This is a genomic window from Microlunatus phosphovorus NM-1, from assembly GCF_000270245.1.
Taxonomy (GTDB): domain Bacteria; phylum Actinomycetota; class Actinomycetes; order Propionibacteriales; family Propionibacteriaceae; genus Microlunatus; species Microlunatus phosphovorus.
On sequence record NC_015635.1, the window covers coordinates 5,511,918 to 5,528,625 of the forward strand.

Below are 16,708 nucleotides of genomic sequence, written 5' to 3' on the forward strand. Positions count from 1 at the left end.
ACGAGCGTAGATCCTCCCAACATGCGCGTAAGGATGATGCAATTGTCCGACGGCGCAGGTCCAGGATCGAGGAACGTCAGCTCTCAGGGCGATGCAATTCATCGGCCACATCGGGGATGTCGACGATGAAGTAGTCGTAGTACTGGTTGAACAGAACTGCGAACTTATCAAGGAAGCCTCGCGAGCCCAGGACCCCCTGGAAGGGCATCTGAAGCCTCTGGTCAAGCACGAACGCAACGCGCGCAGTCCACGACAGCCCATCATTGTTGGGCACAGACAGGTCAACGTCCTCGTACTGGACCTGCCAGGTCCCGCCGAGGATGGTCACCCGTCCCAGTTCGGCGCCGGCGGGCCGGATCTTGACGTTGAGCGCATCCGCGACGCCGCGGTCGAAGAAGGTGACTGGGGCGCCCGTGTCGACCAAGGCCCTGCACGTCCAATCACCGTGCGGTCCGAAGGTCAACCGCACGTCCAAGGATGGGCGGAGGATTGGCGGATTGCCTTCTTCACGGTACGGGAAGAGATGACCCGAGACGAGGCGACGTTTAGCCGACACCGATGACGATACTGTCCTGGCGACTCGGGACGAATTGCGCAACGGCACCGCTGCCCCTCGCACCCAACTCGATCACCATCTTCACAAGCTCATTCGAGTTGTGTGCAGCGGCGATCACTTCGCCATCTTTGACGGCGACCCACATACCGATCCAACGGTCGAGTCCCGGGTCCCTTCGGATCGGCTCCACGCTCCGAGAACTCATACCACGAGGGTATCCCGGGATCGCGCGCGCCGCAGTACTATCAGCCGCGCGCCGACTTCGCGTGGAACGAACTGGTCGCAGTTGCCGAGTTGGTCGAATCACGCTCGATCATCGGAAGCGATGAACGTCGACGTTCCGGCCTGACACCGAGACAGACCAGGTAGGGCTCCAAGCAAGCCGCCTGCATGGCCGTGCCGAGAAATCCAATCGAGAAAGTTATGGTTTGGCCGCCCGATCGCGCTCATGCCGTGACTTTCCCGACGACTTAGCTATTGCCAGCCGACGAGGCTGTCCCGGTCAGCTCATGCAGGGCTGCCTCGGTGTCTTGGATGTCCAGATGCGTCGCCGGTCGCAGGACGGCGCGTTGCTGATCGAGGATCGTACGCAGCTCGGCGACAGCTTCTCGGGTGCTGCCCAGCTGAGCCAGGGCGCAGGCATGGTCGTAACGGATCCGGAGTCGGTCCGGTGCCGGTGTGGTTTCGCTGGCGCTGTCCACCAGGCTGGCCAGCATGGTCCGCGCCGCCTCCCAATCGCCGAGGCGGCCGTGCGCGAGGGCGAACTCCTCGGTGCAACGGAGAGTGTCCGGGCTCGACGGTCCGAAGAGGGTCAGGGATGCGGACTGGAGCTCCGCCAGGTCGGCGAGCGCAGCCGCGTCACCCGTCCGGGTGCGCAGCACGGCCAGATGACGGCGCGCCCGCAAGGTGTCGGGGTGCTCCCGGCCGGCGACCCGGACCCAATCGGCCACGAGGGACGAGAGGTTCTCGATGGCCAGTTCACGCAGGTCGGGCCGGTTCTCCGACAGGCCCGTTCGGGCTCGCCAGATCTCGAGCTGCAGCCGCGTGCGGAGAATGCCGAGCCTGTTGTCCGACATGAACTCCCGTCGCCGCGGCAGCAACCGCTCCAGTTCCTCGAAGGCAGCCCGCGGATCGCCGGCACGACCGATCCAGAGCGCTCTGACATAGCGGCCACGCAGCGTCTCCTCCTCCGAGCCTGCTTCGGCGGCCCACTCCGAGATCACGACCTCCAGGTCGGTGATGGCGCGCTCCGCGTCCCCGGCCCAGCCGTAGTTGCTCGCCAAATCCTGTCGGAAGACTCGGAACAATCTCAGATTCCTCTGCGGGTGCTGCTCGTAGTCATGCACCACATCCTCCAAGAGCTGGATGGCGGTGGCGATGTCGCCGGCCCTGCCATGCCAGACGGCTGCCCGGCCCCGGAGCTCGAGGGTGGCCAGATGCGTTGCGCCGAACCGTCGCTCGGCCTCGGCCGCCAAGGCGGCATAGTGCTCGGCGGCGAGTGCGTACTGGCCACTCTGGCCGAGGCTCTCGAGCGATCGGATGATGAACTCGGTGACGTGGTTCTTGGCGGCCGCGTCGCGCCAGATGGTCTCCGGCGAGTTCCGTTCCAGTGCCTGCGCGCAGGTCCGCAGCAAGGCGTTGCGGCCGGGGTTGGGTTCGGCTCCACCCCAGAGCCGCCGCAGGGCCCGAGCCGCCACCGACGCCGCTTCGGGGATCTGGTCGGCGTAGGTCGCGAGCACGACGCGCTTGGCGATGTCGTGGATGCGTACGGTGCCCTGGGCCAGGTAGGGCGCGGGATCGGCCTGCTGGCTGTAGCTGAACCACAACAGACCTCGGGTCGAGAGCCGGACCGCACACCGCCGCGCATCATCGGCCGTCATCGGCTCGCCGTGCCCGAGATAGCTGAGCGCCGGATCGTCCATGAACAATTTCACCGGAACCGTCGGCCCGCAGAGGGCGACCAGCAGGACCATCCGCGCCTCGAGCCCGGCCGGCGGCCGGTAGATGGTGCGCGCCAGGCCTTCCATCCAGTTGGCGGCGGCGATCCGTTCGTTGGCGGGGACCCCGTCGATGTCGACTCTGCCGTCGAGCCGTCGGCAGTATTCACGACAGGTGATGGACTCGCGCAGGATCGTCGTGGCGGCGGTGTCGAGACTGAACGGCAGATAGTGCAGCTGCGCGGCGAGATCATCACCGGCATCCAGCGCGTCGTACGGGATCAGCGCCGATTCGACACTCGGAGCAAGCCGCAGTTGGAGGAAGAGCTTCGCCTCCTCAGGGGTGAAGGGGCCGACCCGGACGATGGCGTACTCGGCCGTCAGCCGGCTGTCCAGGCCCTCCAGCCGCGAGGTGACATAGGTGCGGCCGCCGGTGCCGGTCGGCAGCTTGAGACCCCTCAGGTGGTCAGGATCGGTGAGGTCGTCCAAGACCACGTACCAGGGTCGGGAAGACGTGGCGATGATCTCGCAGACGGTGTTCGCCACGACCAGCGGATCGGAACTGCTGAGCGGGTTGTGCCGGCCGAGCGGCAGGGCTCCTCGACGACTCCCCTGGACCCGCCTGCCGGCCCGGGCGAAGCCGTCCAGAATCGCTTCCCTGCTGGTCGCATGAATCCAGATCCCCTGCTCGTTCTCCCGCTCGCCGAGGTCCTGATCGATCAGCCGCATGACCAGTGAGGTCTTACCGGCGCCGCTTGGCCCGCAGAGCACCAACGGACGTCGCCGGTTCCGGCCGCCGTCGGCCAGCTCGGCCTGACACTGCTCCCGCAGCCGCCGGCGATCGACGGTCGTCCGAGCCAGGGGCGGATCGTCGGCCAGGTTTCGAGCGGATCGCAATGAGTGGTTGTCGACCCGGCGACTCCGGACCTCGGCAGCCACCTCGTCGGCCCTGATCGGCTCGTTCGCCGGCTCCTTCGCCAACCGCTCGTTGAGCATCGACAGCCGGGACCGTTGCCGGTCGGACAGGGCGAGGCCGTCGGCCAACTCGCGCAGATAGTTCGCCCCCAACGGAGCCGCCGGGAGATCACCGCCGTCGCGCCGGAGCGCTGCCCCGACGCGCTTGCCGCGGTTGGCGAGCGGCGCCGAACCCTTGCCGGCCCGCCGACAGGACTCCTCCAGGGCCGCGACGGCCGGCTCGTCGTCGGCGCGAATCCCGGCCGCACCCATCAGCATCACGAACGCCAGCAGGCGATTGTTCGGGACGAAGACTCCCTTGACCGTTTCGCCGGGCGGCCGGAACATCGGCCGCTTCTTGAGCTGGTCCAAGACCTCGGTGGCCTGGCAGATCTCCACCAGCAGATCGATCCGGGCCGAGACTGCCGTCGGTTGGCTGGGCATACCTGCGAGTACTAACACTCATGCGCTACGACGTCAATTGCTGGGCGTCTTCTCTGTTTGTAAGTATCTGTAAGTACTAACCACTACCTCCCACGAGTAGTCAGAATCCACCAACACCACCAGTGAGGAGGCGAACATGTCCATACACCAGTCCACACAGGGTACGAGGACCAGCGGTCCCGGCCCACACATCCGGCGCGGCCCGTTCATCCGACGCGGCATTGCCGCGGCGGCGCTCGGCGTCCTGGTCGCCAGTTGCTCGGCCCAACAGGCAGGCGACAGCCAGACCAGGCCCGTCGGGACCTCCTGCCCGGAGACGATCACCCGGCTGATCGATCCGAGCAAGACAGCCAGCGCCGAGGTCAATCTGGCGGTCGACAAGACGAAGTCGTTCATCGACTCCCCCGATGCCCAGGCCAGGTTGGAAGCCCAGGTCCGAGCAGCCACGGCCAAGGCAGTCGACCAGGCACAAGCCCTGCGGGTGTCGGTGTTCACGGGCTCGGTGGCCACCGTCCGGGTGGTGTTCGCGTGCCCGGTGCTCGCGGCCAAGTACAACAACCCGGCCGCCCGGGAGAAGCGGACCGCCCATCTGCGGCAGGTCGCCGGCGATCAGGTGTGGGCCGCGGTCCGCGACACCGCTCCAGGCGCGGGCGGGCGCGGTTCCTCGATCGTCGGTGGCTGGGCCTTCTTGGCTGCTGCCGCGCCGTTGGCCGAGCAACGGCACGCCGTGATGCTCTCCGACGGCCGGGGCAAACAGGAGAAGGTCGCCGTCGATCTCTCCGGCTTCACTTCCGTGAGCATGTTCTCGGTCGGCCGTGTCGCCGCCAGCGCCGCCGACACGAAGTCCACCACGGCCCTGGTGAACCGGTGGCGGACGTGGTTGACCAAACACGGCGCCCCCGCCGACGGGCTGACCGTCACGTCCGGGGAGCTCCAGTGACCGCGCCGGAGCAGCTGCCGGCCCTCGGCTCCGAACAGCTGACCGCCCTGGTCCACGGCCTGCGACGCTCGACCGACGGCGGTCGGCCACCGCGAGCCTGGGCCCGGTGGCGGTCGTGGGCCGTGGAAGCCCAGGCCGACGCCGACCGGCTCAAGGCCCTCGCGGTTCTTGCCATGAGCATCGAACGCTCCACTCGAACCACGTTGGACAACACTCCGCGCGTGCTCCGTGACCTGCCGGCGTGGCTGTCGGCGACGATCACCGTGCTGCTGATGTGCGCCGGCCTGTTCACCCTGCATGCCATCCTGGCCGTCGCCGACGTACCTCCCTTGGAGTCCTGGCTGCTGCCGGCCGCGTTCGGTCCGGTGTTCGTGATGTCGATCAAGACCTACGTCGGCTGGTGGCTCGGTCAGGTCGACAACGAGCGGCGCGCCCGCCGGCTCCTGGCCCGGGTCTTGGTCCCCGCGCAGTTGCTGGCCTTCGCCGCCGCGGTCGGTGGTATCGCGATCAAGTCGATGATCATCGGCACCCTGACGCCGCTCGGCGAGACCAGTTCGATGGTGTCGTCGGCGATGATGTTCGGTGCCGTGGTCTTGATGGAGGGGGCCGGGGCCGTCGCGCTCGCCGCCCGTCAGCACCGTCCCGGCGCCAGGGAGTTCGAATGGGCAAACGGCGAGCATCGGCGGGCGCGGCGGCGAGCCCGCCGGGCTGTCGACCGGGCTCTGCAGGCCGAGATGATCGCCCGCCGCGAGGCCGCCTGGATGGCCGGTCGACAGGAATGGGCCGCCGGTCGCGTCACCGCCGGGCTCGTACGCGGCTGGCACCGGGCCGTCCAGGACGCTGCCGACGGCGATCCGATCCTCGACCGCGTGGCTGTCGATGACCTGCGCGTACCGGTGGTCCCAGCGGTGGCGGCCCGATCCGCTCTCGCGTCCGACTCCGACCAACAGCCCTCGGTAGAACGGTCGGTAGGGCAGTCTGTGGCCACCTCGGACTCCGTCGACGACATCGACGCCGAGTTCCGCCGGATGCTCGCCGGTCGGGACAACCACCAAGGACAGGATCCGCTCTGGTGACCTGGCGTGCCTCCAAAGTCGTACCGGGTGCGAACCGCAATACATAGGTCTCGTCCCGGGGAATGACCTGGGTCAGGCGGACTGAAGAACGCCGACGGCTTTGAGAGCCTCAGCCACGGAGACCTGGGCTAAAGACTGTGGACGAACCGACGGTCCTCAGGTGCGAGGGTCGGGGCAAGCTTCCGATCGAAGGTGACCAGGCGAGCAGAGTGGCAGGCAGCCAGATTGACCAAGTGGAAATCAGTGACCTGACGGAATCCGACGAGTCCGACGAGATCGATTGTCGGTAGGGCGAGCGAGGTGTCATCGGCAACGTACTCCACTCGCTTGTCGGCTCGTACGGAGTTCAGCGAGGACATGGCGTCATCAAGGGAGGTGACCTGGCCGGCGACTGCGGGGTTGAGTGCCATCCGGATGAACCCGGACTCGGTGATCGGCGTGGTGGCAAACCGCTCAACCGAGGTGAACCATGCCTGCGCTTGGAGGTGATGGACGTGAGCCGGATGCAACAGCGCGACAAGCAAGTTCACGTCTGGCAGGTCTAGCAGGGCAGGAGGCGCGGGCTCAGGGAGCACATCGAGTTCGCCGGCGAGGTCAGTCGTCAAGGAGTGCCTCGGCAACCATCTCGTCGGTGATGACGTGCCCCGGAGCTGCCGGAAGCAGAACCAGTCCGTTGGCCTCGGTAGTCGCCGAGGAGCTCGATGTGGCCAGGCCAGTCAGCGCCAAGGCAGAGACAGCCTCGCCGATACTCCTGTTCTGGCCTGCGTTCACCCGGGAGCGTGCCGCAGTGAGGACTCGCGGGTCCAAGTCGAGGGTCGTTCTCATGCACCAATGATACGTCGCATCACGCATCGCGCATCAGATTGGCTCTCTAGGGAGGTCGTGCAGTCCAGACTCGCACTCTCCCGAGCACGAAGAGTCCCTCGCAGTACGTAGGCTTCCGGTCATGCGCGAAGCCGTCGGCCATCTCGACCGGATCACCAGTGATCCGTTGATCTGCCGCGGCGCACCGACGATCCGCGGAATGCGCCTGCGGGTGCAAGACGTTCTCGAACTGCTGGCCTCCGGCATGGCATATGACGAGATCCTCGCTGACTACGACGAACTTGAACGAGACGACATGCTCGCTGTCCTCGAGTTCGCCGCACTCGACTCTGCCAGTCGCCCTCGACACGTTGTCGTGTGACGGCGTTCCTTGTCGATCACGATCCCAACTGAGTGGAGCTTCGTAGCCGAAGTCATGGCGGCCGCGGAGCAAGCATCAGCTCTAGCAGCATCCAGAGCGTCAACCATCCATACGGCAGCGCACAGCACCCCGACCTATCGCCACGCGGCCGCAGCGCGGACATTGAATCGCGCACCTACGCCAGCCGGCCGCTGCGCGATTGGCGCTGGCATCCTCTTTATGTGCGCAACGCTCGCTGTGGTTGGTCTGGGAGCGCTGGCTGCCGGCGCTGAGCACGTGGGTCCGGCGATCCTGGTCGCACTTGTCGGGCTGGTCGCATGGGTGGGCGCCGCCGCTCTCGTTGCGGCCGGGACGGCAGATCTGCGTGGCCGGTCCCGCGGACTGGGTGCCGCAGCCGTCCTCTTGTGCTGGGCTCCGGGGGTGGCGCTGTGGATCGTGCTGGCGGTGTCATTCCACAACGACCCGGAACATCCCTCTGCCCCATGGCTGTTCACAGTGGTCGCCGGCATGGTCGTGCCCGCCGTCATGACGGCTGCGGGTGTCAGCCGTCAAGGCGTGCTTCCACAACCATTTCGTCGGTGATGACCTGCCCCGGAACTGCGGGAAGCAGAACCAGTCCGTTCGCCTCAGGTTCCATCGAGGAGACCGAACTGGCATTCCGACCGAATCGGCTACCGAGCCAGAGGTGTATGTCTTCGAGTGCCGCCCTGGCGACGAATGTCTCGTGAGCGGTGAAGCCATGAGGCGCGGCCGGGTAGACGCGTAGATCGATGTCGATACCTGCTGCGGAGCGTCGCGCGGCCATGGCGAGGTTGTCATCCAACAGGATGTCCTCTTCGACGATCAGCACCGGAGGCAGATTCGCCAGGTCAGCGTAGATCGGGGAGATGTCCGGTTCCGCACGGCGATTGGGGGCGGCTGGCGTCGGGGAGTGAATCCTCACCGGGACCGTGCGGTCGCCGCAGCCGACAACTTCAGTGACCGCGGGAGGGTTTGACGGCGCGGGAGGTCTAGCCACATCGCGGGCCGACTGTAGCTCGTCCCAGGTGCTCGGACCTCGGCCCGGACCGCACTTCTCATAGAAGGCGCGAGTCGTGTCGACCAGCGGAAGGAGGCGAGGGTCGATCAACTGCGACAGGCCGAGCTTCATCGGCTCAGGCTATCGAGCCGTCCTCCTGTCAGGCGGACCTTGGAGTTGGCGGAGAAAGGCGGTCCAGTCGCGGAGGTCAGGCTGACTGGAGAACGCCGACGGCCGTGAGGGCCTCGGCCTCGGTGATCTCTTCACCGTCACGGAAGCCGACTTGCGTCGGGAAACGCCGCACCAGGCATAGGCCCACCGGGCTCCGACCTGCCCCATACCACCCCTGTGGACCGCCGGAAGCCGTCGCCGGTACCAACTCCGCATCAGGCCCGCCCGGAACGAGCCGGTCTGCGGTGAGGCACCAGTCTGTTGACAGAAACGTGCCCCGACCAGCCCTCTGAACCCAACCTAACACCAGTCAGGTTTCAGGTCGGGGCTGATATATCTCACCGTGCCTTGGTGGCAAGGTGCCGCGGAAGTCATCGAGTGACGGAAAACGCAGCCGTGGCTGATCGGAGGAGCATTCCGCTCACCACGTCTCCAGCGTACGGCTCAGAACTGACAAAACCCCTGGTCAGGTAGCCATTGGAGTTTGTGAAGAATGAGGGTTCAGTTTCCCGAAACCGCTCTGTTGTGAGCGGATCAGGATCCCTGGTCAGATCAAGGTTCCGAGAAAGCGCTCCAGAGGATTGTCCGCGTACCTCCCGAGAATATCTGGGGTCGCTGAGCGCTGCCTCGCGCGGTGGTCCGAGGGTCTGCGCGGCCCGCTGCGGCCATCGGAACTGATGACGCATCAACAGAGTGGATCTGGCTCTTCGAGGGCTTGATGCCGCCTGAGCGGTGCTGCCGTTCAGAGGGCTCGAAACCTCCCGAACATTTCGATCGTGTCCGGGCATGCTTGAGGGGCCTCCAGCTAGCGGCTGAAGGCCCCTCTTGTCCGATCAATCTACGTTCGGGCTGGCACCCGTGTGGCGCGTCGTCCCAGTTCCTTGTCGAGCTGCCGGAAGCGTTCCTCGACGGAGTCGATCACCTTCTCAGCTCCGTACCACTGAAGATGCACATTGGTGACAGCGATGCAGAGGCTGATGTTGATCATCATCATCGGGTCTCGTCGCGGCCCCCAGTTCATGGCCTGTGTGTTGCTCATGTGTGGCGACTTCAGCATCGAGAACACGCGCTCCGTCAGCGACCGGTAGGCCTCGTACAAGAAGGTGTGCTCCCAGGATCCTGGCGGCAGCCCTGGCTGCATCTGCGCGAACTGGCGATCCGTCAGCGTGACCGACACGTGGGATTTGGCGCAGCACTTCTTCGCGTCCGCGTCCCAGGTAGGCGCAAGCGTTGGCGCATCGGACGTCGCGGTGATCATCGAATCAGGCTTGAGCGGGCAGCGCACTCGGCCATGTACGGCTGGGCAGACCAAGTCGATCTTGTAAACCTGGGTGCGCTTCTCGTCCTTCTTCGGCCGCCCTGGGTTCGCTGCTGCCTTCCTTAGCGTGCTGTTGGTCCCCATAAGCATTGGAAGGAGCCGGCTCAGGCGTTCATCGTGTCTGTCGTTGCCGCCGTCAGCTCGAATGTCGCTAGACCTTCGGGCCAAACGTGGAGTCGCAAGTTCGAGCGCGGCCGGGCAGTAGAGGGCGCCATGCGCTTGGATTGGGCCGGGACTGATGTCGCCGGCGCGGGTCGGTTCGAGGTGCGAGACCACATTCCAGTGCTCTGGGTACCGCCCGATCGGGTGGTACCCGCACCGGTACATGAGGTCGGCCCAGCCGCGGTGTGCGTTGTACCCCATATCCGCGGTGAAGTACGGCGCTCGCTTTCGGGAGCGCCGGTCACGAGCCTCCTGCTCGGCGTCTTTGCCGTCAGCCCTGTCCTGCTTCGGCGCGGGGATCAGCCCGTCGCAAGCATCCTGCTCGGGACCGAGCGTGTTGGCGCTGACCTGTTTCAGCTTGGGGATGAGCCCGTTGGCGCTGGCGTGCTTGATGCACTCCTCGACGGCCGCGACGGACCCGGATGTCGGTGGGCCGAACGAGACGGCGACAGCGGCCGGAGGGACGCACCGAATGCTTCCGGGGGCACCGACGCGGGACGCAACGGTGACCCCGATCCCCAAGGCCATCTTGTCGCGACTAGCACCCGCGGACGGCCCGGTCTTCACGGTGCCGTCCTTCCTCCGGTAGAAGGCAGCCATCGGGACGGCGGACCGGCGGAGGTCGTCCCTCATACCGTCGCCGTAGCGGATGGCCGCGACGTCGTAGATGGTTTCGTCGGCCACCAGGTCACCGACGTAACCCGCCGGGTTCGTTTCCCTCACCGAGCCCGCCACGATGAGGTTGACGAACGTATGGGCCGCGTCGAACGCTGCCGCGGCGGCTTCCCGGTCTGCCTCCGTTCGAGCCGCCATCAACCGCCGGAACTCGCCGTTGGTGATCTTCCGTGCCGGAATGTCAAAATGCGGATCGAACCACCGGAGGCAACGGTCAAGCCACCCGTAGAACCTCTTGTACTCGTTCTCTCGCTCCTTCTTGGATGACCCGAGCTGGGAGACGACGTCGGTTGTAGCGTCAATGCCGACCTTCGTCCGCTGGTCGTCAGTGAAACCGACCAGCAACACCCGGTGAATGCGTTTCAGCGACGGAGTGCGGCCTTCGCCGATCAGGCACGCTGCAGCAACCAGAACCCCATGAAGGGAGTAGGTGATCGGGCCTGGTTTGCGTCCACCGTGTCCCCGGTGCGCGGCGATGACCGTCTCGGCGTATTCGACCGCAGGACGCAAGTTGATCCACTTGACGACTTGATTGAAGACCGCAGCGCTGACAGTGTCACCGCTGTCGAAGACGGTCATCGGGCTGCCTCCGCCAGCAGAGCAGCCATCTCGGTGGTGTCATAGGTGCGCATCCAGCGCCGGAGGCCGGCGAGTGTGTGGGCGTCTCCGATCCCGGCGAGCTGCATCACGGCGGATACCGGCACCCGCCGGTTGAGGAGGTTTACGAGCCAGGTGTGCCGCAACCGAACCGCGTTCAATTGGAGGCCGTGGCCGTGCTTGGCCAGCTGCCGCTGCAGATGGGAGATCACCTGCTTCTTGCTGTACGGCAGCAGCCGAGAGTCGCCAGATTCGACGGCGAGTCGCAGGAGCCGTCGTGACCTGGTCCGGTCGGACAACGGGACTTCCCGGACGACCCCCTGCCGGTCAATGAGTGTGACGACAGCCCTCCCAGGATCCGTTACCAGCGGCCGGATATGACTACCGCGAAGCCGGTCGAGTTCGGGTGTGAGTGCCCCGGCACCGCTGATCACATCCAGCACAATCAGCATCCGCCGCGACAGCGTCGGCGACGTCGCCAACGCGAAGTCGTACAGCCGACCCAGTTCGTCCGCGCTGTAAGGCGGCTGCAACTCCTTGGCCCTAGGCGCTTGGATCCGCTGCTCCGGGTACAGGGCTGGGTGCACAGCACGACCGAACCGGTAGTAGAGCGAGCGCAACGTCCTGAACGTGTTGTCGGTCCGGTAGCTACGACGAGACAAGAAGTAGTCGACGTTCTCGGGGCGCAAAGCTCGGGCAGCGTCGACGGTTCCGTGGATGGCTTCGTCGGCATTCAGGAGGTTGCACAGATGGCCGGTCCGCTCCCTGTCGGCATTCCATCCGACGTATGGGAGCAGGGCCACAATCGGGGCAGCGGCCGCGATCACCGCCGCCGAGAAGTTTCGTGCCCTCTGCGGCCTGTAAGAGAAGAGCGCCTTGAGTCGCTCTTCTTCGTTGACCGCCGGCGCACGCGACGGCCGACGCATCGCTCTTCTCGGCTGGGCCGCGATCTGCGGTGCTGGCGGCACACCGCAGGGTGTCGTAGTAACCACTGCAGCCTCGGCGAGCGTCGGCTTGGCGGAACGCAACTTCTTGTGGCGGCCCATCAGGCGACCGTCCGATGGGACACGCCGACGGGGCGAGTTTCGGGCACGGCAAACAGGCGATACGATGACATCGTCATCCTTTCGGAGTGTTGGGTTGGCGAGCCGGCGGCAACCGGCGCGACTGATTTGTGTGGGGCGTCCTTGGCGGGGCGTCCCACAGTCATTTGTGGCGTGACTAGCGGCGAATGTAGCCGATCCTTTACACGCAGGTGGTTCGATCGGTCAGATTTCCTCTCCTTTCTCCGTCAGCGCGGCTGCGATTGGCCCAGACAGGCGTCTTGGCGAACTCTGCAGACCTGTGCTGGCGCGAACGTTCAACGAGATGCACAAGCAGCGATTCGCGACAGCAGGGCGGCGCAGCAGCCCGCAGGCGGCCATCCGGTCTGCGCGTCTTCCTGGCTCATAGACCCTGAAAACGACGCGCACAGACAAATACTGTGAGCAATATCCCGGGTTGAGCACAGAAAACTGCCGTCTGAATCCCTCGTCAGGTTCCAGACAGTGGCTAGATAAACCTTTAGCCTTTGAACGCCGACTGGCTATTTGTCTCAGCGTGACACCAAATCCAGCTCTATACGGCACCTTCGACCAGCGGCTATCGTCACCGCAGACCGCACCCAGTTTCTCCAAGGGAGCATCGCACACACGCGCAGCGGAGCCATTCCTTGCGAGTTCGTCATCTCCACGCAAAGGAGCGAAATCTGATTGAGCGATACTCCGGCATAGGACGTGTTCTCGGCGCATTTCCGTCGATGTGAATACGAAATACCAACCAGGCATTCTTGCTGCCTGCCAAATAGCGAATAATGAAGGGGTCGAGTGCGGTGGCACAGCATCTTGAAACCCTGGTGCGTACGCCAGGAATCTCCCCTCTTGCCCCGAGAGAAGAGTGCAAGCGACCCTCGGGCCGCGCCGACCGATCGAGGCCGCGTACAGGCTGAACGCGAACCACCGAGTGCGCGCGAGTAGCAGCAGGATCGCTGCATCGTCTGCCGCCCACTGCGTCACGTAGATCACGGTGCATTCGACATACGAATCGGTCGATGACCGCCGATATCCGCGTGTCGCTTCACATCTCTACTCACTAGACTGCTCATTTGCACGGGCAAGATCAAGATCATTTAGGACCGTCGGGAGACGTCAGGACTCATCGACCGCGATCGGTTGTGATCATGTTCCTGAAGCTCGGGCGACCACGCGCCGGATGCAGACGCAAGCCAGTCGCCTACAGCCAAGGACGGCTTCAGTAGCACGTCGTCCTATTTGACGGCAATACTCCCCCCGCAGTTTATCCATCGGGACGTTGGTTGGGAGGCGTTAGGTATATGCCAATCAGCGACTCCCTTGCCAACGGAGGTCATTTCTCTCGTCGATCCGAAGCGCCTCTAGCAGTAGGTAATGCTGGCGATCACCTAAGCGAATGTCTGACGGAGAACCCTCGACGCACACTGATCTGAACCGAGATATTGGCGCCTGGACGAGGATTTCCATACATGAGTTCACGGGAACTGCGAATATCGGCAGTGGGACGCGCAGCGTTCACTTGACGCGGGTTTGGCGATCAGCTCGTCGCGAGAGCGGTGTGAGCTAAATCGCGACACGACTCGCTTCCAGGGATATGACCGCTAAAATGTACGCCCCGACGGAAATGGATTCGAGAACTCGTCGTGAGGCAGATTCCTATCGCGATCAGGCTCGTCTGACGCGGGTGCGGGACAGGGCTTGTTCAAAGTCGTGGTTGCGGCGTGGTGTCGGGTTGACACGCCATGGGTGAGGTACAAGCCGGGCGGGCACGGTGGATACCGGGATCGTGGTGGGTGCTTGACGTCCACTGCCGATCGATCGGAGTCCTGCCGTGCCCGCACCCGTATCTTCTCTCATCCCGGCCGCTGATGCGCTGCGCGCCCATCAGGTCGAACCCGGTCACGGTGTTCCGGTCGAGGTGTGGGAGGTGTTGTCGATCATCACCGATCCGCGGGGCCGGCGGGGCCGCCGGTATGAGCTGGCCACCGTGCTGGTGGTCGCGTTGGCCGCGGTGGTCGGCGGATCACGGAGTCTGGCTTCGATCGCCGGATGGGCAGCGGATCTGCCCACCTGGCATTGGCCACGGTTGGGGATCACCCGGCGGCCGCCGAGCCTGTCGACGATCCGCCGGGTGCTGTTGCGGGTCGACCCGGAGGTGGTGGACGCGGTCCTGCACGCCTGGCTGGCCACGCTGACACCGGTCTCGTCGCGGTGGCGGGCGGTCGCGGTGGATGGCAAGACCTGCCGCGGCGCCCGCGGTGTGGATGGGTCGAGGGTGCATCTGTTCTCGATCGTCGACCATGCCACCGGGGTGCCGTTGGGGCAGGTCAACGCCGGCGGGAAAGATCATGAGATCGCCGCGTTCGCGGCGGTGTTGGACCGGATCAACCTCAACGGCGTCATCGTCACCGCCGATGCTCTCCACACGCAACGTGGCCATGCCCACTATCTGCACCGGCACGGCGGCCGGTACGTCTTCGTGGTGAAACGGAACCAGCCCACCTTGTACGACCAGCTCGCCGGGCTCCCGTGGAGCAAGGTGCCGGTCGCTCATCGTGTGGTGGAGAAAGGGCATGGGCGACGGGAGTCCCGTACCCTGCAGCTGACCGGTGTCCGGGCCGGGATCGGGTTCCCGCACGCCCGGCTCGCCGGCCGGATCGTGCGGAACCGGACCGAGACCGCCACCGGCGAGACCACGCAGGAGATCGTCTATGTGGTCACCAGTCTCGGCTGGTCAGACATCGCCCCGGCCGACCTCGCGACCTTGGTCCGTGGTCATTGGAGCATCGAGAACAAGGTGCATTGGGTGCGTGATCTCACCTTCGACGAGGACCACTCCACCGTGCGCACCGGCACCCTGCCCCAGCTGATGGCAACCCTGCGCAACACTGCGATCGGACTCCTCCGACTCCGCGGGAAACACACCAACATCGCCGCCGCGACCCGCAGCCTCGGTCGCCAAACCGGCCAACTGCTCGACCTGATCGATCACGCCCAGGTCACACCAGTCACAACAGAATCAACTTTGAATTGACCCTGGGGTGCGGGATCAGGGCTTGTTCAAAGTCGTGGTTGCGGCGTGGTGTCGGGTTGACACGCCATGGGTGAGGTATAAGCCGGGCGGGCACGGTGGATACCGGGATCGTGGTGGGTGCTTGACGTCCACTGCCGATCGATCGGAGTCCTGCCGTGCCCGCACCCGTATCTTCTCTCATCCCGGCCGCTGATGCGCTGCGCGCCCATCAGGTCGAACCCGGTCACGGTGTTCCGGTCGAGGTGTGGGAGGTGTTGTCGATCATCACCGATCCGCGGGGCCGGCGGGGCCGCCGGTATGAGCTGGCCACCGTGCTGGTGGTCGCGTTGGCCGCGGTGGTCGGCGGATCACGGAGTCTGGCTTCGATCGCCGGATGGGCAGCGGATCTGCCCACCTGGCATTGGCCACGGTTGGGGATCACCCGGCGGCCGCCGAGCCTGTCGACGATCCGCCGGGTGCTGTTGCGGGTCGACCCGGAGGTGGTGGACGCGGTCCTGCACGCCTGGCTGGCCACGCTGACACCGGTCTCGTCGCGGTGGCGGGCGGTCGCGGTGGATGGCAAGACCTGCCGCGGCGCCCGCGGTGTGGATGGGTCGAGGGTGCATCTGTTCTCGATCGTCGACCATGCCACCGGGGTGCCGTTGGGGCAGGTCAACGCCGGCGGGAAAGATCATGAGATCGCCGCGTTCGCGGCGGTGTTGGACCGGATCAACCTCAACGGCGTCATCGTCACCGCCGATGCTCTCCACACGCAACGTGGCCATGCCCACTATCTGCACCGGCACGGCGGCCGGTACGTCTTCGTGGTGAAACGGAACCAGCCCACCTTGTACGACCAGCTCGCCGGGCTCCCGTGGAGCAAGGTGCCGGTCGCTCATCGTGTGGTGGAGAAAGGGCATGGGCGACGGGAGTCCCGTACCCTGCAGCTGACCGGTGTCCGGGCCGGGATCGGGTTCCCGCACGCCCGGCTCGCCGGCCGGATCGTGCGGAACCGGACCGAGACCGCCACCGGCGAGACCACGCAGGAGATCGTCTATGTGGTCACCAGTCTCGGCTGGTCAGACATCGCCCCGGCCGACCTCGCGACCTTGGTCCGTGGTCATTGGAGCATCGAGAACAAGGTGCATTGGGTGCGTGATCTCACCTTCGACGAGGACCACTCCACCGTGCGCACCGGCACCCTGCCCCAGCTGATGGCAACCCTGCGCAACACTGCGATCGGACTCCTCCGACTCCGCGGGAAACACACCAACATCGCCGCCGCGACCCGCAGCCTCGGTCGCCAAACCGGCCAACTGCTCGACCTGATCGATCACGCCCAGGTCACACCAGTCACAACAGAATCAACTTTGAATTGACCCTGGGTGCGGGATGGGCCGGCCACACAAGCGCGGCACTTCTCGTCGTGCCTGCTACACAGCCCCCATTCTTAGCGACCGACTCGCGCTCGTACGTCTCGGGAGCCGGCTGACTGTGACCGTCCCGGCTCACCGGGGGATTGGCCGCCGTAGACGACCTCACAGGGGACCTTCCACAGCCGCATGGTTCATGCCCGCACGTGGCGGCGCTC

General features: G+C 65.4%; 13 protein-coding genes. 6 read left to right on the forward strand and 7 right to left on the reverse strand.

What is annotated here, in order from left to right:
- Positions 1 to 76: 76 nt before the first annotated feature.
- Positions 77 to 424, reverse strand: coding sequence for a hypothetical protein (locus MLP_RS24965; RefSeq protein ID WP_041790600.1), 348 nt, complete (start codon positions 422 to 424; stop codon positions 77 to 79).
- A gap of 602 nt (positions 425 to 1,026) precedes the next feature.
- Complete coding sequence (locus MLP_RS24975) at positions 1,027 to 3,891, reverse strand: hypothetical protein (protein ID WP_013866010.1); 2,865 nt, start codon at positions 3,889 to 3,891, stop codon at positions 1,027 to 1,029.
- Positions 3,892 to 4,027: 136 nt separating this feature from the next.
- Between MLP_RS24975 and MLP_RS24985 the strand changes: the two genes are divergently transcribed.
- Together MLP_RS24985 and MLP_RS24990 are read left to right on the forward strand one after the other, a co-directional pair.
- The gene (locus MLP_RS24985) at positions 4,028 to 4,831 is read left to right on the forward strand and encodes a hypothetical protein (protein WP_013866011.1); all 804 of its coding nucleotides are present in this window, start codon (positions 4,028 to 4,030) and stop codon (positions 4,829 to 4,831) included.
- Positions 4,828 to 5,907: a hypothetical protein gene (locus MLP_RS24990; protein ID WP_013866012.1), complete on the forward strand. Its 1,080-nt coding sequence runs from the start codon at positions 4,828 to 4,830 to the stop codon at positions 5,905 to 5,907. Before MLP_RS24985 ends, MLP_RS24990 begins: the two co-directional genes overlap by 4 nt.
- Before the next feature lie 128 nt (positions 5,908 to 6,035).
- Here the strand turns inward: MLP_RS24990 and MLP_RS24995 are convergent, their stop codons facing one another.
- Together MLP_RS24995 and MLP_RS25000 are read right to left on the reverse strand one after the other, a co-directional pair.
- Positions 6,036 to 6,437 carry a TA system VapC family ribonuclease toxin gene (locus tag MLP_RS24995; RefSeq protein WP_172641634.1) on the reverse strand — a complete coding sequence of 134 codons (402 nt, stop codon included), beginning with the start codon at positions 6,435 to 6,437 and terminating at the stop codon, positions 6,036 to 6,038.
- 64 nt (positions 6,438 to 6,501) lie between these two features.
- Positions 6,502 to 6,732 (reverse strand): hypothetical protein, encoded by a 231-nt coding sequence (locus tag MLP_RS25000; RefSeq protein ID WP_041790612.1) that lies wholly within the window; start codon positions 6,730 to 6,732, stop codon positions 6,502 to 6,504.
- Positions 6,733 to 6,853: 121 nt separating this feature from the next.
- On the opposite strand from MLP_RS25000, the gene MLP_RS25005 reads away from it, so the two are divergent.
- Together MLP_RS25005 and MLP_RS27700 are read left to right on the forward strand one after the other, a co-directional pair.
- Entirely contained in the window at positions 6,854 to 7,093 is a 240-nt protein-coding gene (locus tag MLP_RS25005) for a DUF433 domain-containing protein (RefSeq protein WP_013866015.1), read from the forward strand.
- A gap of 219 nt (positions 7,094 to 7,312) precedes the next feature.
- Positions 7,313 to 7,675: a hypothetical protein gene (locus MLP_RS27700; protein ID WP_156821295.1), complete on the forward strand. Its 363-nt coding sequence runs from the start codon at positions 7,313 to 7,315 to the stop codon at positions 7,673 to 7,675.
- Here MLP_RS27700 and MLP_RS25010 read toward each other — a convergent pair.
- The 3 genes from MLP_RS25010 to MLP_RS26890 form a co-directional block, all read right to left on the reverse strand.
- Positions 7,635 to 8,243 (reverse strand): alpha/beta hydrolase, encoded by a 609-nt coding sequence (locus MLP_RS25010; protein WP_013866017.1) that lies wholly within the window; start codon positions 8,241 to 8,243, stop codon positions 7,635 to 7,637. The genes MLP_RS27700 and MLP_RS25010 overlap by 41 nt on opposite strands.
- 877 nt (positions 8,244 to 9,120) lie before the next feature.
- Positions 9,121 to 11,016, reverse strand: coding sequence for a hypothetical protein (locus MLP_RS26885; RefSeq protein WP_013866018.1), 1,896 nt, complete (start codon positions 11,014 to 11,016; stop codon positions 9,121 to 9,123).
- Positions 11,013 to 12,080 (reverse strand): hypothetical protein, encoded by a 1,068-nt coding sequence (locus MLP_RS26890; protein ID WP_013866019.1) that lies wholly within the window; start codon positions 12,078 to 12,080, stop codon positions 11,013 to 11,015. Before MLP_RS26890 ends, MLP_RS26885 begins: the two co-directional genes overlap by 4 nt.
- 1,855 nt (positions 12,081 to 13,935) lie before the next feature.
- On the opposite strand from MLP_RS26890, the gene MLP_RS25030 reads away from it, so the two are divergent.
- The gene (locus tag MLP_RS25030) at positions 13,936 to 15,138 is read left to right on the forward strand and encodes an ISAs1 family transposase (RefSeq protein ID WP_013862866.1); all 1,203 of its coding nucleotides are present in this window, start codon (positions 13,936 to 13,938) and stop codon (positions 15,136 to 15,138) included.
- 155 nt (positions 15,139 to 15,293) lie between these two features.
- The gene (locus tag MLP_RS25035; protein ID WP_013862866.1) at positions 15,294 to 16,496 is read left to right on the forward strand and encodes an ISAs1 family transposase; all 1,203 of its coding nucleotides are present in this window, start codon (positions 15,294 to 15,296) and stop codon (positions 16,494 to 16,496) included.
- Positions 16,497 to 16,708 lie beyond the last annotated feature (212 nt).